Genomic DNA, 17,339 nt, shown 5'->3' with positions numbered 1-17,339 from the left:
TAATCGCTGTGTGAGTTTGAAGAGAATCCACATAAGCAATATAGACTACGAGCCACGCCGAAAGTTGCGTGCTATATACTTGCCATACGTAACGTGATATACCTTCCGGGACAGGTTAATTGGAACCGTCCCGATATGGTATGTGGTTCGGGGGCATATATGACCACGCAGGTTTCCATAGGGCGCCTTCAGGCTTCGAGTCCTGATCTTTATCGCCAGAAATCCGAGCTGACGGGCGGCATTCCGCGCACATATGCTCCCGGTGAAACCATCTACGATTATGAGGATGACACACCGCGTCTTCTTTTCCTCGTCAGCGGATGGGCGGTTTCCAGCAAGATGCTGCCGAACGGCACGCGTATCGTGATCGAGTTTGCGCTCCGCGGTGACATGATCTCCACACCTTCGGTAGAACTGGCGCGCGAGACGGTGCAAGCGATCTCCAAGGTCACCGTCATGGAGTTCCCGGACTTCACCTCGCATGCCACCCTGGACGTCTCTTCGCGGCTCTATCGCATCGTACTCACCGAGATGATGCGGCGGCAGGCACGCATGTCCGAACGGCTCGCCAATATCGGCCGCCGCGACGCGCTCGAGCGCACTGGTCACCTGCTGCTCGAGCTTGCGACGAGACTTGGTCCGTCGCGGCTAAGACCCAACTTCGATGGTTTTGAATGCCCGCTGACACAAGCCGATATTGGCGATGCGGTCGGTCTGTCGACGGTACATATCAACCGCGTTCTCAGAGATATGAGAATGGGCGGACTTCTATCGTTCCGTAACGGCATCGTCGAATTTCTCGACCGCCACAAGCTCGCGGAACTCGTCGATTTCGATGAAACCTATTTCGCGCCGCATATGATCTAAGTGCGGCGCAAGCCGCACTCGCGTTGTTTCAAGTCGATAACAATCGTGAGGCGAATTTTTTTAGAGTTTATTAACTTATGTTAATGTCCGCATAAATAGAATCGGCGATTATCCTTCTTGTGGTCAGGTAAACTTCGTTTCAAAGACAGGAGGGATGCTATGAGTCAACACGAAATTCATCCATTTGATTCGGTATATCTATTCAGTTACTTTGAAATACTACCTAATCATATGAGTTCTGAAGAATAGAGGCCAAGTGTGGAGTAAGGAGTAACGGCCATGGACAGACAGTCTTTAGCGAATGAGAAATTTGGGACAGAGACAGCAACCCGTCTTATTTCAGTCCGCGCGTCGGATTCAGTGAGGGTTTTCAGCGCGGCAGGTGCGGTCAGCACCGACGAATGCGAGGACTATCTTCTCCTCATCGATGCTCGCGCCTTGGACAGGGAATGCCTGTCCAGAAGCCTCACCGAATATGACGAGAACATGAATATCGTCACCGTCGGATCATTCGAGGAATGGCAGAAACGCCGCATGCAGAACGAACCGTCTGCAATTCTTTTCATGATCGGCGGACGCAAGGCTTCGGACGCAGATGTCTGCGATAAGATCTCCGCTCTGGCGGAGAGGTTTAAGGCAAGCCCTGTTATTGTCGGGGCCGAGAGCGACGAGCTTGCGCAACTTCTCAAAGCGCTGGAATGCGGCGCCCGCGGCTACATTCCGACCAGCGTCGGCATCAATGTCGCCGCCGAAGCCGTAGCGCTCGCCCGTGCAGGCGGCGTGTTCATTCCAGCCAGCAGCATTCTCGCAGCCAAGGAAGTCATCGCCTCCGTGACCAATGGAACACGCTGCGCCGACAGTCTCTTTACGCCGCGTGAAGTCGTCGTCGCCGAAGCTCTTCGGCGCGGCAAGGCAAACAAGATTATCGCCTATGAAATGGACCTTTGCGAAAGCACGGTCAAAGTTCATATCCGCAATATCATGAAGAAACTGAATGCGACGAACCGAACGGAAGTCGCCTATAAGATCAGGGAATTCGTGAGATAGTGCCAGCTTCGTGAGAACAAGCTTCGCCGGTGCCGTTTGAAGGCGGCGCTGGCGAAATACGTTTAACTTCGAATATCTTGAACACTTGAACCTGCAGCTTCGCTCGCATTCTGCGGGATCGATTGCAGGAGCGTCTGCCGTGCCGAGGCAAGATGCGTACGGCAAGCCTTGTCGATCCGCTCAGGATCGCGGGATTGCAAAGCCTCGATATAATCGAGATGTTCCGTAATGGCGCGCAAATTGCGCTCGCGGGCGAAAGCCTTGTTCCACTGATAATGATAGTGAAAGACGATGGCGATCGCATCATAGAAATCGGCAATGAAGCGGTTATTCGAAGCGCGATGGATGAGAAGGTGGAAGCGCTCGTCGAGCTGCGAGAAATCCCGATAACGCTCGGCGAAATCATCCTGCAAATCATAATGCTCCTGCTGGATCGCCGCGAGATCGGTCCAAGCCGGATGCCCTGCCGGCAAGCGCCCGAACTCGGCGGCCGAATGCAGTTCGAACATTTCGCGCACCTCGGCAAGCTCCAGAGCGAATTCGCTGGTGAAACCCTTCAGGATCCAATGACTGTTCGGCCGCTTTTCAATTAAACCGAAACGGCTGAAGCGGATGAGGAACTCGCGCACCACCGAGGTCCCCGTGCCGATTTCACGCGCCAGTTCCAGCTCGTTGATCTGCATGCCGGGCTGCGCTTCGTCGGAGAGGATGCGCAGCATGAAGCTGCGCTCGATGATGTCATGCAGCGAATTGGTCTCCTCTTCCGGAAAGAAGTCGGCTTCGGTCGGCTGGCGCAGCACGATCTTTTGCCGCTTGTTCCAGCGGATGATGCCAGCGTCACTTAGACGCAGCAGAATGGCGCGCGCCGTGCTGCGGCTGATGCCGAGTTCGGCAGCGATTTCAGGCTCGGTCGGCAAGGCGGCGTCCGGCTTCAAACCGGCGACATAGCGATTGTACGCGTCCTTGAAGAGCGTGTTTTGTCTCGCCATTTCCCCTCTCTTATAATCCGCAGCCCTGCGTCGGCGACGATGTCTGAACCATACTCGGTTGCCAGTCAAACTCGCCGGCTCCGCCGCGATCATGTCCACTCCTGTCGCGCACGACCTCCTCCCAGATTGGTGAGCGATTTCCTCGTTGACACCAAAATGTTTATTGTAGATAAAAAACAAAATCAATCGGTGACGCCCTCTAAGCGAATGCCGAAAAACAAGATTGCTAGGAGAGGACGTTGAACAGCCAACCTTGGATCCTTCTGTCGGAAGGCGACAATGTCGCGGTGGCGACGGCGGCGATTGCGGCTGGGACTGCGGCCGCCAACGGAGTAGTGACGCGGGACAAGATCGATCCCGGCCATAAATTCGCCATTCAAGACATCGCCATCGGCATGCCTGTCGTGAAATATGGCCAGGCGATCGGCCGCACGACGGCCGAGGTCAAGGCTGGCGATCATGTCCACAGCCACAACCTGCACTTCGAAAACGATCGCCTGGCGGCAACCGCCAATACGGCGCCCGAAGCAGCTACGGAAACCGACAAAGCGCGGACGTTCATGGGTTATCGCCGTGCCGACGGCCGGGCGGCTACGCGCAACTATATCGGCATCATCGCCAGCGTGAACTGTTCCACCACGGTTTGCCGCGCCATTGCGGAAGAGGCAAACCGCACGCTCCTGCCGCATTATGACGGCATCGACGGTTTCGTGCCGATCGTCCACGACCAGGGCTGCGGCATGAGCTCGACCGGTGATGGCATGCAGACGCTGCATCGGACACTTGCCGGCTATACGCGCCATGTAAATTTCGGCGGCGTGTTGATGATCGGCCTCGGGTGCGAGGTCAACCAGCTAACGCTTTATGGCCAGAGCGGCGCCGGCGCCAACAAGCGGCACTTCAACATTCAGGATGCCGGCGGTTCGCGCCGCGCCGTAGCACTTGCCATGGGTGTCCTCAAGGAGATCGCCGAGGAAGTCGGCCAGGGCCGTCGCGAGCCGATCTCGATCAGCGAAATCATCGTCGGCCTGCAATGCGGCGGTTCCGATGGCTTCTCCGGCATCACGGCCAATCCGGCGCTGGGTGCAGCCGCCGACCTGCTGGCGGCTGCCGGCGGCACGGCCATCCTGTCGGAAACCTCGGAAATCTATGGAGCGGAGCACCTGCTGCGCAGCCGTGCGGTCAGCGACGCGGTGGCCGCCAAGCTCGACGCGAAGATCGAGTGGTGGGAAAAATATGTCGCTATGCACGGCGCCTCGCTCGACAACAACCCCTCGCCCGGCAACAAGCGCGGCGGGCTGACGACCATTCTGGAAAAATCGCTCGGCGCCGTCGCCAAAGGCGGGCGCTCGCCGCTGACCGCCGTCTACAGCTACGCCGAACGGGTAACGGACCACGGGCTCGTCTTTATGGACACGCCCGGTTATGATCCGGTTTCGGCAACCGGCCAGGTGGCAGGCGGCGCGAATATGATCGCCTTCACGACAGGCCGCGGCAGTTGTTTCGGCTCTCGCCCGGCGCCTTCGTTCAAGCTGTCGAGCAACTCGGCGCTTTACCGATCTATGGAGGAGGACATGGATATCGATTGCGGTACCATTGCCACCGGCGAGGCAACGATATCGGGCAAGGGCCGCGAGATCTTCGAACTGATCATCGAGATCGCATCCGGCAAGAAGACGAAAAGCGAAGCGTTTGGCTATGGCGACAACGAATTCGTACCCTGGCATCTCGGCGCGACGCTTTAGATAAGTCGCATTAGATAAGTAATGCATGCCATCACAAGGGAGAGGTGATGAAGAGGAGAAGAATCGGCAGGACAAGCCTGGAGGTCACCGAATTCAGTTTCGGGGCCGCAGCGCTCGGCGGTCTTTACCGCGCCTGCCCTCGCGACCAGGCCATGGAAACCCTGCAGGCGGCGTGGGATAGCGGCATCCGCTATTTCGATGTTGCGCCTTGGTACGGCTTCGGTCTCGGCGAACGCCGCGTTGGCGATTTCCTGCGCGACCAGCCGGAAGACAGTTATGTCCTTTCGACCAAGGTCGGGCGGCTGATGCGGCCGGTTGCAAGCGACAAGGTGCCAAGCTATGGCTATGTCGATCCCCTGCCCTTCGATGCGGATTACGATTATTCCTACGACGGCATCATGCGGTCGGTCGACTTCAGCTATGCCCGCCTCGGCCTCAACCGTATCGACATACTCTACGTTCACGATATCGGTAGCTACACTCACGGCAAGGCGCTGAACGAGCATTATCTCGGCCAGCTCCTGGGCTCCGGCCTGAAAGCATTGGAAGAGCTGAAGTCGTCAGGCGCGATCAAGGCCTATGGTCTCGGCGTCAACGAGGTGCCTGTGTGCCTCGACGTCATGCGTGAAGCCGATATCGACTGCATCCTGCTCGCCGGCCGCTATACTCTGCTCGACCGTTCGGCGGTGGCCGAACTGCTGCCGCTCTGCGAGAAGAAGGGCACGTCGCTTGTGGTTGGCGGTGTCTTCAATTCAGGCATTCTCGCGACCGGTCCCGTACCCGGCGCACATTTCGATTATCTTCCGGCGACAGCGGATGTTCTGGCCAAGGTCGGGGCGATGGAGGATATTGCCCGCCGTCATGGCGTGCCGCTTGCCGCACCGGCAATGCAGTTTCCGCTCCGCCATCCGTCCGTCGCTTCGGTGCTGATCGGTACGGCGAAGCCGGAAAGTCTCATCCGCAATATGCAGCTCGTGGAGCCAGAGCTTCCGGCCAGCCTTTATGCGGAATTCGAAGGATTGACGCTGGTCGCACCACCGTTGGGAGATGAAGCCGTCCGGGTTTGAAAGAATAAGGAGCTATCGGGCCGTCGCGAAAGGCGGCTTCGAAGAGGAGGAAAGCCTGTCTTGGCGTGGATGAGGCCGCATGATCCCGAAAACCATGCAACGGTTTCGGATAAGATCATGCGCAACAAACATCTCCGCGATGCGTGAGCCCGTCAGGTGCTCACGATACCGAGCCGCAAGCGTTCAACGGCCGGTGTGCAGGAGCAGAGCGCGTTGAGAGGAGATATCAATGAAAATCGCCAAATCCCTTCTGTCCCGCCGCACTTTTGCTGGCCTTGCCGGCGCGGCCATCATCGCGGTCGCCATGCCGGTGCAGTCCTTTGCTGCCGATGTGACCATTCCGATCATCGTCAAGGACACGACATCCTTCTACTGGCAGATCGTTCTTGCCGGCGCTCGCAAGGCGGGCAAGGATCTTGGCGTCAACGTGCCGGAACTCGGCGCGCAATCGGAATCCGACATCAACGGCCAGATCAGCATTCTCGAAAACGCCGTTGCCGGCAAACCGGCCGCCGTGGTGATCGCACCGACCGAATTCAAGGCGCTCGGCAAGCCTGTAGATGAAGCCGCCAAGTCTGTGCCGGTGGTCGGCATCGACTCGGCCGCAGACTCCAAATCCTTTGTCTCGTTCCTGACGACCGACAACGTAGCCGGCGGACGCATCGCCGCCGACGGTCTTGCCGCGGCAATCAAGGGCATGACCGGCAAAGAAGAAGGCGAAATCGCCATCATCACCAGCCTGCCGGGCGTAGGCTCGCTTGACCAGCGTCGCCAGGGCTTCCTCGACGAGATCAAGAGCAAGTATCCTGGCCTGAAGGTCGTCGCCGATAAATACGCCGACGGTCAGGCCACGACCGGCCTCAACATCATGACCGACCTGATCACGGCCAATCCGAAGCTCGTCGGCGTCTTTGCCTCCAACCTGATCATGGCGCAGGGCGTTGGCCAGGCGATCGCCGAAAACAAGCTCGGCGACAAGATCAAGGTCATCGGCTTCGACAATGACGACAAGACCGTTGGCTTCCTGAAGTCGGGCGTTCTGGCCGGCCTCGTGGTGCAGGACCCCTATCGCATGGGTTATGACGGCGTCAAGACGGCGCTCGCCGCTTCCAAGAAGGAAAAGGTCCCGGCCAATGTCGATACAGGCGCCAATCTCGTCACAAAGGCGAATATGAGCGATCCGAAGATCGACGCCCTGATCAATCCGAAGGTCAAGTAACGGTGTAAGGCCGCGCCTGGAAAACCGGGCGTGGCCTGTTTTCATTCCGGCTCCGTTTGCATGGCGGCAAACGGAGTGAATGATCGGCAAATGGAGGAGACCTCATGACGAACCTTGAAGAGATCAGTCATCGGCACGATGACAGCGTCCGGACGGAAGCAAACCGCATTCCGACAGGTTCGCCAATCCTCGAACTCAGGGGGCTGCAGAAGCGCTATGGCTTTGTCGAAGCGCTGAAGCCGGCGACGATCACCTTTCTTGCAGGCGAAATCCACGCGATTGTCGGCGAAAACGGCGCAGGCAAATCCACCCTTATCAAGCTCCTGACAGGCGTCATAACAAGGACGGCCGGCGAGATATTCTGGTGCGGCCATCCGGTCGCGCTTGCCAATCCGAACGAGGCGATCGCCCGCGGCATCAATGCCGTGCATCAGGAGGTCGTACTCTGCCCGCACCTTACGGTCGCGGCCAATCTTTTCCTGGGAGACGAGGTCAACCGCCTCGGGCTGATGCGCAAGAAGCAGATGGAGAAGCTGGGACAGACCGTGCTCGACGATCTCGGTTTCGGTCTGCCGGCAGGCGCACTGCTGAGCTCGCTCACCATCGGCCAGCAGCAGCTCGTAGCCACCGCCCGCGCCGCGATGCGCGGCACGCAATTCCTGATCTTCGACGAGCCGACGGCTTATCTCACCCGCAGGGAATCGGCGCAGCTCTTCAAGCTGATCCGCCGCCTGCAAAGCGAGGGCGTCACCATCGTCTATATCAGTCACCGCATGGAAGAGGTCTTCGAACTGGCGAACCGCGTCTCGGTGTTGCGCGACGGCACGCATGTCGGCACACGCGAAGTCAGTGAGACCAACGAAGACGAGCTGATCAAACTGATGATCAACCGCTCGATCGAACAGATCTATCACAAGGAAGAGATTCCGATCGGCGACACCATCCTGGAAGCCCGCGGCCTCTCCGGCCCAGGCTTCGAAAACATCTCGCTGAGTGTCAGAGCCGGTGAAATCGTCGGGCTCTACGGGCTGATCGGCGCAGGGCGCAGCGAGTTCGCGCTTGGGTTATACGGCCGTCAGCCGCTTTCGGCAGGCGAGATCTACTGGCAGGGCCGTAAGGTCGATATCCGCAGCGAGCGCGATGCCATGGACCTCGGCATCGCGCTGGCGCCGGAAAGCCGCCGTGACCAGGGGCTCTGCCTCAACCTGCCGATCGGGCTCAACATCAACCTGCCGGTGTTCAAGCGGCTTAGCCAGGGACCGATCATCAATCGCGGCGGTGAAGCAGCCAATGCCGATAAGCAGATCCGCGATCTCAGCATCAAGACGCCGAGCCGGCGGGTTCTCGTTTCTGCCATGTCCGGCGGCAACCAGCAGAAGGTCGTCATCGGCAAGTGGCTCAGCCACGGCGCCAAGCTCTTCATTTTCGATGAGCCCACCGTGGGCGTCGACGTCGGTACCAAGGCCGAGATCTACAGGTTGTTCGCCACGCTCTTGCGGGGTGGCGCGGGCATCATCGTCATCTCGTCCTACCTGCCTGAGGTCTACGAACTCGCCGACCGGCTCCATGTCTTCCGCCGCGGCCAGCTCGTCGCCAGCCATGATTTCCACGCTGCCACGCATGAGGAAGTCCTCAGCGAGGCGATCGGCGTCTGAACGATAAGATAAGAAAGAGGAGAAAAACAATGGCCGCCAATACCACCGAAGGCCCCACCGTTGCACCGCGGCGCAAGATGAACATCCTCTTCAGCCTGACGCTGATCCTTCTTCTTCTTGCTCTTTGGGTCCTTCTGGGCTTCTGGACCGACAAGTTCTGGACGCCGCTCAACATCACCAACCTGATGCGTCAGGGTTCGATGACGGCGATCCTCGCCCTCGGTCAGACCTTCGTCATCATCACCGCGGGCATCGATTTGTCCGTCGGCGCCATTGTCGGCTTCTGCACCGTCATCATCGCCTGGCTGCTGCAAGCCGGCTTTCCAGTGTCGGCCGCCATTCTCATAACCCTGCTGTTCGGAGTGCTGATCGGCGCATTCCATGCCTTCGGCATCGTGCGCATGGGCCTGCCGCCCTTCATCATCACGCTCGCGACGCTGACATCCTTGCGCGGCATCGGCCTGCTCATCACCAACGGCGCGACGATCAACATCGTCAACGACGACTTCACCAATTTCGCCGTCGCCGATTTCTTAGGGATTCCGAGCCTGTTCTGGATGGTCATCCTGGTGGCGATACCAGCTTTCATTTTCCTCCATCTCAGCCGCTGGGGCCGCTATCTCTTCGCCGTCGGTTCGAACCGTGAAGCCGCACGTCTCTCCGGCGTCAACGTCACCTGGATGATCTACCTCGCCTATATTCTGTCGGGAACCTGCGCGGCTTTTGTCGGCGTCCTGCTCGCCTCGCGCATCGCCATCGGCAATGCGACGCAGGCGGATGGCTGGGAATTGCAGGCGATCGCCTCGTCTGTGATCGGCGGCACCAGCCTCTTCGGCGCGGTCGGCTCAGTATACGGCCCGCTGATCGGCGCCTTCATCCTCGCCACCATCAACAATGGCGCCAACCTGCTGAATTTGAATTCCTTCTGGCAACGCATCATCACCGGCGTTCTGATCATCGTGATCGTCTATTTCGATCAGTTGCGCCGCCGTCGCCTCTAAAGGTATTCGACGTCAGTCTCTCGCGGATGGTATGCTAAACGCATGCCATCCGCTTTTGATTACACAACAGAAGAATTGCAGGCTCTCGTGACTAAAGGCTTGGCCAGTGGCCCAAGTGCGCATGAGTCTATGACAGATGTAAAAGCCGAGGCACGACGAAGATTGCGGGCGGCTCCCGAAAAGACCCACCGTTCATGCAGCCAATAAAACGAACAAGCCGCGCGGATGCAGGCGATCACGCCGGCGACGGGCGTGACTTTTGCCAGCTCAAATTCCTCAACAAGTTGCGCAACGGCTTTTCGACCGCTTCGTAGGCGCAGACGCCAAGCAATGTCCCCGCGATGACACTGAGGAATGTCGCGACGTCGGAGGGCATCTGCGTGTATGCCACCATTTTAATAGTCACCGAGATCGCCAGCGTGTGCCAGAGATAGATCGAATAGGAGCTGTTGCCGAGATAGGCGAGCAGCGGAATATTCGGCAGCTTTCCGCTTCTTTCCAGCGATACCATGCCAAACACAAGTGCCACGGCGAGCGGTCCGCAGGTCACTTCGTTGAAATCGAGGCCGATAAGCGCGATGGCGGTAAAACCCGACAAGGCGGCGACGACCAGGGCGAGGCCGAGGCCGGCGCCGGGCACCCTCCCCGCGAGCCACAGCCGACCAAGAATAGCACCGGCGACGAACTCGAGGATGATGGGCCGTGTGTAGGTGAGCAGCGCGGAAGATTGCGGATTGAAAATGTTGCCGGCGATGACGAAGGCAAGAAAGATGCCTGCCATGCTCGCAAGCTGCAGTCGGCGCGGCAACAGCAAGGTCGCGGCGAAGATAACGTAGAAGAACATCTCGAAATCCAGCGTCCATCCCTGCACGAGAACCGGCCAGATCTCGCCGCTGCTCGGCGAGCGCATGGGGATGAAAAACAGCGAGGCGAAGGTATGCGCGGCAGTCAGCTTCATGTTCGGAAACAGTCCGGCAAGACCGCCCGCAACCATGATGCCGGTGACGATCCAGTAAGACGGCGCGATGCGCTGCAGGCGGTCGAGCAGGAAGCGCAATGGCGTTACAGGCCGGCGCTCGCTCATCGTCCACATGATGAAGCCGCTGATGACGAAAAAGACGTCGACTCCGGCCGCCCCGATGCGGAAGTGGCTGTCGGTACGTTCTGCGGCGTGGAACAGGACCACGGCAAGAGCGGCAAAGCCGCGCAGATATTGAATGCCATAGAGAGTCTTCATCGGCTAATCCGCGGCTCCCAGTTCATCGATGGCGCAAACTCCATCCGATCGTCGGGAACAAGCGGAACGGCCATTGGCGCCCACGTCTTCATCGTCAGCTTGCCCGCCGTGAAATAAAACAGGAACGAGCCGACATGGTATGGATTGAGAATATCGATCTCGACGAAGGCGCGGATCAGAAGCAGCGTCGCAATGCCGAGCAGGACATAGGATTCGTCGTTTCTGATGTCGCTCAGAAACCGCCTGATATGGCCGATGACGGCGGTGAGCAGGATCGAGGCAAGCAGAAAGACGCCGATCAGCCCGGTCTCGACGGTTGTTTCGATGAACGTGTTGTGGAAATGGAAGCCGGCGCGCGACGTGATGAAGAATTCGTTCCACAAGCGCTCCGGCTCGGAAAAGCCCTGCACCCAATAGGCTTGGTAGCCGATGCCGAAGAAAGGACGTTGCCAGGCTGCTTCGATGCCCTGTTGCCATAGATAGGTGCGACCCGTCAGTGTCGAGTCCTTGCCGAAGGCACCGAGCACGAGATCAACGCCGCCGAAATTGACACCGGCGACAGCGACCGCGACGATAATGATGACCAAGACGCCAAACAACCTCTTCCGCTGCCGGGGCGACAGGAACAGGATGCACCGCAAGCCGATGGCGAGCGCGACCACCAAGCCGGTGGTCAAGACCGAGGTCGCCGATTGCGAGGCGTGAAGACAATAGGCCGATAGCAAACCTGCGATTCCCGCCCCGAGCAGCCAGATGCGGCGCTCGCCGAGAATGAAGACGGCGGCAAAGGCGAAATAAATGCCGAGCGAGGCATAGAAGCCGAGCTGGTTCTTCGAGTCGAAGGCGCCAACGAAGCTATAGGTGCCGTCGAGCGGGTCATAGTCATAATAGCCGAAAAGCATAGAATAAAGCAGCACAAGGCCCACGCCGGCAATCGCGCCGCGTGTGAGCGTGCGGATGTCGAGCGTGCGCATGGCGATCAGTGCGCAGACGATATGCGTCATGTACTGGATCGCGGCGCGGGCCGTCACCGATGGAACGGCCGACCAGAAGATCGAGAGACAGGTAAATATGCCGAAAGCGAAAAGCCAGAGCTGCTTTTGATAGTTGCCGAGCGTACTGCGATAGCCGATCAGCACCAGCGGAAACCAGAGGCCATAATAGGCAAGGATGGAGACCTGCCCGAAGCGGGAGGAGTAAGCGAAGACGAAGAAAGAGAGCGCAATCGCCACCATGCCGTAGGTGGCGTTGCTACCTGGACGAATAAAGGTCGATTTCGCGATCTGCATCGACCCTCCTTAACGCATGGCAAGCGCGGTGCTGATCTTGATGAGGTCGCCCGGCAGGACCTGGGTGTTCTCTTGAGCCGGAATTTCCTTCGTCTGACCGTTGTCATCGCGCATGATGGTATAGGCGACGTTGACGCTCTGCCCGTTCGCATCAAGATTGCTGGCATCGGCCGATTGCGCGACCGCTTCCTGCATCAATGCCTGGCTGGTGGAGAGCTTCAGCTGCAGGGTTTCCAACTGGGTATCGGTATCCTGTAAGTCCTGCGCGAGCGAGTTTTGCCAATCGTTGCGCAGCGTGGTCTCGTCCTGCTCAGCCTTGCTGATGCTCTGCTTGGCGTTCAGCGCTGCCGTGTCGGTATCCAGCAGATTGGTCTCTACGTCGGCAGCGCGCTGTTCAGCCGAGATCTTGCGTGAGGCAAGTTCCAATCCTTTTTCCGCGAGGCTTTCGACCTTGTCTCGGTCCGCCTTGGCCAAATCGAGCTGGCGGCTCAGCGTATCGGTCTTCTTTCCCAGAGCCTCGACCTCGCTTTGCAGCAGCACTTTCAGGTCGGCCAGCGCCTGCAATTGCGTTTTCATGCGCTGGCTGCGGGCTTTCATCAGGGCATCTTCGCTGGCAAGCAGGTCGGCCGATTGCGGCAACTTCTGCAGCTCCGGCGGAACATCGATTTGATCTTTGCCGGCGACTTCTGCCAGCAGACGCGCCTTGCGCATCAGCAGGCGTCCGCGCTCCGCCATCAGGACGACGGCATCGCCCTTGGCATTGATGTAATCACGAGCAAAGCGCTGACCGGCATCGGCACGGCGCAGGCCGCCGCCGAGGCTGACTGCCTTGAGCACCGTGAGGTTGGGTACAAAGGGATATTGCCCCGGATTCTGAACCTCGCCGGTGAGATAGATGGGCCGGAATTGCGAAAGCTCCACCGAAGCCGACGGCCGGTCGCGCAGGCCGAATTGTTTTTGCAGCCCGATGCCGATCGCTTCTGCAATCTCGTCGGTCGTCTTTCCGCTGGCTGGCATGTCACCGATAAAGGGAATGGAGACCGAGCCGGAGGGGCCGACGGTATAGTCGCCCGAGATCGTCGACCAGTCGCGGACGGAGCCCTCCGCAGTCTGCCATTCGGCAACGCGAATATGCAGTTTGTCCATGACGCCGAGGTGGTATCCAGGAAGCTTATCAGCACGGGCATTACCCGATACCATGCACAGGCTGAGGACTATAAGAGCTGCGCAACGAAAAGGTGTGGCTGTGCCAACGGACTTACCAGGAGACTGAATTTCAATCATGCGGGATTTCCCTGTTATTGGATTGCAGCCCCGCATTGCGGGGAAACCGCAGGCGCTTTCCTGCGGTATCTGCGTTCGCCATCAGTAGCTGCCGCGCGATAGGCAGACCGCGGGAATGGTTTTGGCGATGATGACCACGTCGCTGCTGAGCGACCAGTTCTTGACGTAATGCGTATCGAAGGCGACACGGCTGGCATAGGACACGTCGTTACGACCGCTGACCTGCCAAAGGCCTGTCAGGCCGGGGCGGGATTGGAGGTAATAGATCGCTGCGTTTTCGTAGAGTTCCAGCTCGTCTTCGACGACGGGACGCGGCCCGACGACACTCATTTCACCGCGAATGATATTGATGAGCTGCGGCAGCTCGTCGAGGCTGAGTTTGCGAAGCACCGCCCCGACAAGGGTGACGCGAGGATCATTCTGCAGTTTGCGTGTTGCTCGCCATTCTTCCATTGCTCGGGGATTGGCCTGCAGATAGGCCTTGAGAACCCTGTCTCCGTCGACGACCATGGTACGGAACTTCAGGCAACGGAAGGCCTTGCCATTATGTCCGATGCGGCGATGTCCGTAAAAAGCGGGACCGCCATCCGAGAGCTTTACCAGGAGCATGAGCATAAGAAAGATGGGGCTGATGAAAATCAGCGCCGTCAATGCGGTGGTGACGTCGAACGTCCTCTTCAGGATTCCACCTGTTGGCGGAAAGACGTCGCGTTCCGGAGCGCTGAAAAAAGCCGATGTGGCCGATCTCGTCGCAGACTTCATAGAGATGACTCCATTCATGTTGGCGAATTGGTCGGAAATGTCTCGGGCGCCTAGTTAGGGCTATGCAGAGGGGAGTGTAGGTACGGATTATGATTTTTTAAGCCAAATTTTTGTGGCAGTGCGGAATCGCGGCAGGGTTTTACCCTCCACGCATTAGATTTCATAAGTTTAGATGTTGCTTATATAATATTTATACTAAAGAGCGTATTGTATAGACGGCTAAAAAATACGCGTCTTACGTTACGTCCGGCGACAAGAGAGAATGTTAACGGCTATAAAGGCCGATTTGTTCATTAGATCTTATTGGAATAGGCTTTGCTCACTCTTGATCGCTCATGCACAATCTTGATTATTCGCGAAAAATATTGCGACGCAGCACCATATTGCGCCGCACATATTGGCGCTCGCGGCGACCGAACTTTGTAATAAAAGTTGATTGAATTGATTAAAATTCTAAATCGATTGCATCGACAAGTTCTGATCACTAAAATTGTATGCTCCCTTCGACGCCACAACCCTGATGAGAAACCTGGCAAAAGAAAAAAGACATCAACTGCAATTGCACGTATTATGGAGGAGTAGTTTTAACGAGTGATGCGCTAAAGTCGTATTCGTTTCGTATTGGTAATAGACCACCTGGCTTGGTTGAATCTAAAGGATTCATTAAATATATTTGCCTTGTGGGTCTATTGAGGGAGGCAAGGCCTTGATCGCTCTTTTCCTGATGACTATGCGCCCGAGGTAACATCATGTATGCGCCACGCGTTTTCATCAGCATGGTCGGCGCCCTGGCCGTATTTGCCATCGCGACCTACCTCCTGACGCAATCCGTCTCGACCACCTTGATTGAGACGGTGATTTGCGCCGTGCTGCTGCAGATCGGTTACTTTATCGGCATCCTCTTCCTGGTCTGGAAGGAACGGCGCGCGCGCGAGGCACTGCTTGCTCAAGACGCGACGACAACGTCGTTGCGCGATGGCGACAAGGTCACCAGCCTGCCCGCTTCAAATCTCAATCGTTCCGAGCCCTTCAATCCCTAAGGTTGCCGCCAGGCACATCTTTTGGCGATCGCATGGTTGCCGATGGCCGACGCCGTCCTAAGTCTCCGGCAGAATGAAGGAGACTGATGTGACTGATAGCGCCGAAAACAATGTCTGCGTAATTGTCGCCGCGAAGAATGCCAGCGACACCATTGGCCTTGCCGTCGCTTCTGCGCTCCGCGAGCCTGAGGTGGCTGAGGTCGTTGTCATCGATGATGGCTCGACAGACGGTACTGCCGCCTCCGCCAGCCTCGCCGACGACGGTAGCGGGCGTCTTGTCATCCATGAATTCGAGAAAAATCGCGGGCCTGCGGCGGCGCGCAATCATGCCATCGCAGTTTCGCGCGCGCCCCTGATCAGCATCCTCGATGCCGACGATTTCTTTTTCCCGGGACGGTTCAGGCCCTTACTCGCAAGCGATGATTGGGATTTCATTGCCGACAACATCGCCTTCGTCAATGCCGATACCGTTCCCGACGCTGTTACCATGCTCGATCATTTCGATCCGAAGCCGCGCTTCCTCGATCTGATCGCCTTTGTCGAAGGCAATATTTCCAAGCGCGGCGTCCGACGCGGCGAGATAGGCTTTCTGAAGCCGTTGATGCGCCGATCGTTTCTGGATGCTCACGGCCTCCGCTACAACGAAGCCCTGCGTCTCGGCGAGGATTACGATCTCTATGCGCGGGCGCTTGCCAAGGCTGCACGCTATAAGGTCATCCATAGCTGCGGTTATGGCGCCATAGTGCGCAGCAACTCGCTGAGCGGCCGGCATCGCACCGAGGATCTGTATCGGCTCTGCGAAGCCGATCGGGCAATCCTCGCCGGCGGCGGTTTGTCCTCAGCCGATGCAGCGGCCATCCGCCGCCATGAGCGGCACGTTCGCAGCCGCTACGAGCTGCGGCGCTTTCTCGATATCAAGGGACAGTCGGGTCTGGCGGCGGCCGCCTCTTATGCATTGGGCAATCCCGCCGCCATTCCGGCGATTGCCGGCGGCATTCTTGCCGACAAAACGGAACGTTTTCGCAAGAGCGGCGACGCCCCTATTGCGCATTCGGGAACGAACGGCCTGCGCTATCTGCTGCAGGCCGCTCCAGAATGATCCGTCCCGAAATCAGAAGTAGTCGCGTCGCACGCCTTCGATAACGTCGAAGAGGCGTTGCTTGCGGCTGGCAAGTGTCGCGTCGGCACTCAGTTGCGGCTTCGCTTTGCTGGCCTGCCAGAGCGCCAGCGCCGAGGGTACGGCGAGCGCCTGTTTCGCCATCACTCGGAGACGGGTCTGCTCGGGGTCGGCGAGCACCACAGTGCCCCCATGCCGGTGCTTCTCCAGCTCTTCGGCGGCCTGCGCGTCCCGTTCGAAACCGACACCCCAGAACCGGGCACCCTTGGCGATAGCTTCCGCGCGGGTGGAAACCGGAATGTGTTTCGGCGCATAGGTGACACCGAGGGAGCGGGCCCAGTCGTTCCACTTGAAGCTGTTGATCGCCCGCGACGAGCTGACGGCGATCCACGGTACGCGGAAGGCGTCGGCAAGGATCGCGCCATGCATGGATTCGGCGACGATCAGCTCGGAAGTCGCGATCTCGCGGATCACGGCCTTGGCCTCGCCGCGCGGGTCGAGATAGGAGAGGCCGACGGTCTTGCATATCTCCGGCCAGCGCCCCGCTGCTGCCGACTCCCAATGCGGAATGAAGGTGTGGCGATTGGTTTTCGGCAGGTTTTTGAATTCCGGCATTTCGGTCACCATCACTGCCGGATCGATGATGCCCATGTCCTGCGGAAGGCCGACTTTTTCCGCGGTCAGCGGGCCGCGCACACTGCGGATATCCCACTTGGTCTTGTCGCTCATGTCGGGAAGGGAGCCGTAGCCGAAGCCGCTGCCGATCACGAGTTTATGTCCGTCCAGCGGCAGGATCAGGGTGTTGAGAACGGTGCCGACACCGACCAGCAGTTTTTCTTCATGAACGTCGCGCAGGCCGGGGAGCAGGAAATCCCAGAGCCAGAGATTGAGATCGTCACCGAAATTGCCATGGGTGGATTCCCAGTGGAACGGCTTCATTAAGGTCTCCTTGGTGATTTAGATAATAGCTGAACATGCTTTGGCTCTTGAGGAATAGGCATGGACAGCTTTGCTGCAAGT

General features: G+C 58.3%; 15 protein-coding genes. 9 read left to right on the top strand and 6 right to left on the bottom strand.

Going from position 1 to position 17,339, the window contains the following annotated elements; genetic code table 11:
* Positions 1–159: 159 nt before the first annotated feature.
* The gene (locus tag QA646_RS21430) at positions 160–867 is read left to right on the top strand and encodes a Crp/Fnr family transcriptional regulator (RefSeq protein ID WP_283060259.1); all 708 of its coding nucleotides are present in this window, start codon (positions 160–162) and stop codon (positions 865–867) included.
* A 360-nt stretch (positions 868–1,227) separates the two neighbouring features.
* The gene (locus QA646_RS21425; RefSeq protein WP_349254271.1) at positions 1,228–1,914 is read left to right on the top strand and encodes a response regulator transcription factor; all 687 of its coding nucleotides are present in this window, start codon (positions 1,228–1,230) and stop codon (positions 1,912–1,914) included.
* Between the two features lie 62 nt (positions 1,915–1,976).
* On the opposite strand, the gene QA646_RS21420 is transcribed toward QA646_RS21425, so the two are convergent.
* Entirely contained in the window at positions 1,977–2,903 is a 927-nt protein-coding gene (locus QA646_RS21420; protein WP_283060257.1) for a GntR family transcriptional regulator, read from the bottom strand.
* Positions 2,904–3,142: 239 nt separating this feature from the next.
* Here QA646_RS21420 and QA646_RS21415 point away from each other — a divergent pair, with 239 nt between their 5' ends.
* From QA646_RS21415 to QA646_RS21395, 5 genes are all read left to right on the top strand, one after another.
* Entirely contained in the window at positions 3,143–4,648 is a 1,506-nt protein-coding gene (locus QA646_RS21415; protein ID WP_283060256.1) for an altronate dehydratase family protein, read from the top strand.
* Positions 4,649–4,695: 47 nt separating this feature from the next.
* A complete protein-coding gene (locus tag QA646_RS21410; RefSeq protein WP_283060255.1) occupies positions 4,696–5,715 on the top strand; it encodes an aldo/keto reductase in 1,020 nt (339 codons plus the stop codon).
* A gap of 229 nt (positions 5,716–5,944) precedes the next feature.
* Positions 5,945–6,934, top strand: a complete 990-nt coding sequence (locus QA646_RS21405) for an ABC transporter substrate-binding protein (RefSeq protein WP_283060254.1) — start codon at positions 5,945–5,947, stop codon at positions 6,932–6,934.
* 104 nt (positions 6,935–7,038) lie between these two features.
* Entirely contained in the window at positions 7,039–8,589 is a 1,551-nt protein-coding gene (locus tag QA646_RS21400; RefSeq protein WP_283060253.1) for a sugar ABC transporter ATP-binding protein, read from the top strand.
* A 29-nt stretch (positions 8,590–8,618) separates the two neighbouring features.
* Positions 8,619–9,590 (top strand): ABC transporter permease, encoded by a 972-nt coding sequence (locus tag QA646_RS21395; RefSeq protein ID WP_283060252.1) that lies wholly within the window; start codon positions 8,619–8,621, stop codon positions 9,588–9,590.
* A gap of 235 nt (positions 9,591–9,825) precedes the next feature.
* Here QA646_RS21395 and QA646_RS21390 read toward each other — a convergent pair whose 3' ends face one another.
* From QA646_RS21390 to QA646_RS21375, 4 genes are all read right to left on the bottom strand, one after another.
* A complete protein-coding gene (locus QA646_RS21390; RefSeq protein ID WP_283060251.1) occupies positions 9,826–10,827 on the bottom strand; it encodes an acyltransferase in 1,002 nt (333 codons plus the stop codon).
* Positions 10,824–12,116 (bottom strand): O-antigen ligase, encoded by a 1,293-nt coding sequence (locus QA646_RS21385; RefSeq protein WP_283060250.1) that lies wholly within the window; start codon positions 12,114–12,116, stop codon positions 10,824–10,826. The genes QA646_RS21390 and QA646_RS21385 overlap by 4 nt, the downstream gene beginning before the upstream one ends.
* Positions 12,117–12,125: 9 nt before the next feature.
* Entirely contained in the window at positions 12,126–13,316 is a 1,191-nt protein-coding gene (locus QA646_RS21380) for a polysaccharide biosynthesis/export family protein (protein WP_283060249.1), read from the bottom strand.
* Between the two features lie 165 nt (positions 13,317–13,481).
* The gene (locus QA646_RS21375; protein WP_283060248.1) at positions 13,482–14,162 is read right to left on the bottom strand and encodes a sugar transferase; all 681 of its coding nucleotides are present in this window, start codon (positions 14,160–14,162) and stop codon (positions 13,482–13,484) included.
* Between the two features lie 749 nt (positions 14,163–14,911).
* Between QA646_RS21375 and QA646_RS21370 the strand changes: the two genes are divergently transcribed.
* Positions 14,912–15,202, top strand: a complete 291-nt coding sequence (locus tag QA646_RS21370) for an exopolysaccharide production repressor protein (RefSeq protein ID WP_283060247.1) — start codon at positions 14,912–14,914, stop codon at positions 15,200–15,202.
* Positions 15,203–15,290: 88 nt separating this feature from the next.
* Positions 15,291–16,301: a glycosyltransferase family 2 protein gene (locus tag QA646_RS21365; RefSeq protein ID WP_283060246.1), complete on the top strand. Its 1,011-nt coding sequence runs from the start codon at positions 15,291–15,293 to the stop codon at positions 16,299–16,301.
* 12 nt (positions 16,302–16,313) lie between these two features.
* On the opposite strand, the gene QA646_RS21360 is transcribed toward QA646_RS21365, so the two are convergent.
* A complete protein-coding gene (locus tag QA646_RS21360; protein ID WP_283060245.1) occupies positions 16,314–17,258 on the bottom strand; it encodes a polysaccharide pyruvyl transferase family protein in 945 nt (314 codons plus the stop codon).
* Positions 17,259–17,339: the final 81 nt, after the last annotated feature.

Origin of the sequence: Rhizobium sp. CB3090 (assembly GCF_029714285.1) — a bacterium.
Taxonomy (GTDB): Bacteria; Pseudomonadota; Alphaproteobacteria; order Rhizobiales; family Rhizobiaceae; genus Rhizobium.
This window is presented reverse-complemented; position numbering and strand designations above follow the sequence as displayed.

What these genes read in the sequence shown, in the direction of transcription:
- QA646_RS21390 (WP_283060251.1), bottom strand. Translation starts at nt 10,827, where the DNA reads ATGAAGACTCTCTATGGCATTCAATATCTGCGCGGCTTTGCCGCTCTT.
- QA646_RS21410 (WP_283060255.1), top strand. Translation starts at nt 4,696, where the DNA reads ATGAAGAGGAGAAGAATCGGCAGGACAAGCCTGGAGGTCACCGAATTC.
- QA646_RS21405 (WP_283060254.1), top strand. Translation starts at nt 5,945, where the DNA reads ATGAAAATCGCCAAATCCCTTCTGTCCCGCCGCACTTTTGCTGGCCTT.
- QA646_RS21370 (WP_283060247.1), top strand. Translation starts at nt 14,912, where the DNA reads ATGTATGCGCCACGCGTTTTCATCAGCATGGTCGGCGCCCTGGCCGTA.
- QA646_RS21385 (WP_283060250.1), bottom strand. Translation starts at nt 12,116, where the DNA reads ATGCAGATCGCGAAATCGACCTTTATTCGTCCAGGTAGCAACGCCACC.
- QA646_RS21360 (WP_283060245.1), bottom strand. Translation starts at nt 17,258, where the DNA reads ATGAAGCCGTTCCACTGGGAATCCACCCATGGCAATTTCGGTGACGAT.
- QA646_RS21430 (WP_283060259.1), top strand. Translation starts at nt 160, where the DNA reads ATGACCACGCAGGTTTCCATAGGGCGCCTTCAGGCTTCGAGTCCTGAT.
- QA646_RS21420 (WP_283060257.1), bottom strand. Translation starts at nt 2,903, where the DNA reads ATGGCGAGACAAAACACGCTCTTCAAGGACGCGTACAATCGCTATGTC.
- QA646_RS21400 (WP_283060253.1), top strand. Translation starts at nt 7,039, where the DNA reads ATGACGAACCTTGAAGAGATCAGTCATCGGCACGATGACAGCGTCCGG.
- QA646_RS21395 (WP_283060252.1), top strand. Translation starts at nt 8,619, where the DNA reads ATGGCCGCCAATACCACCGAAGGCCCCACCGTTGCACCGCGGCGCAAG.
- QA646_RS21375 (WP_283060248.1), bottom strand. Translation starts at nt 14,162, where the DNA reads ATGAAGTCTGCGACGAGATCGGCCACATCGGCTTTTTTCAGCGCTCCG.
- QA646_RS21380 (WP_283060249.1), bottom strand. Translation starts at nt 13,316, where the DNA reads ATGGTATCGGGTAATGCCCGTGCTGATAAGCTTCCTGGATACCACCTC.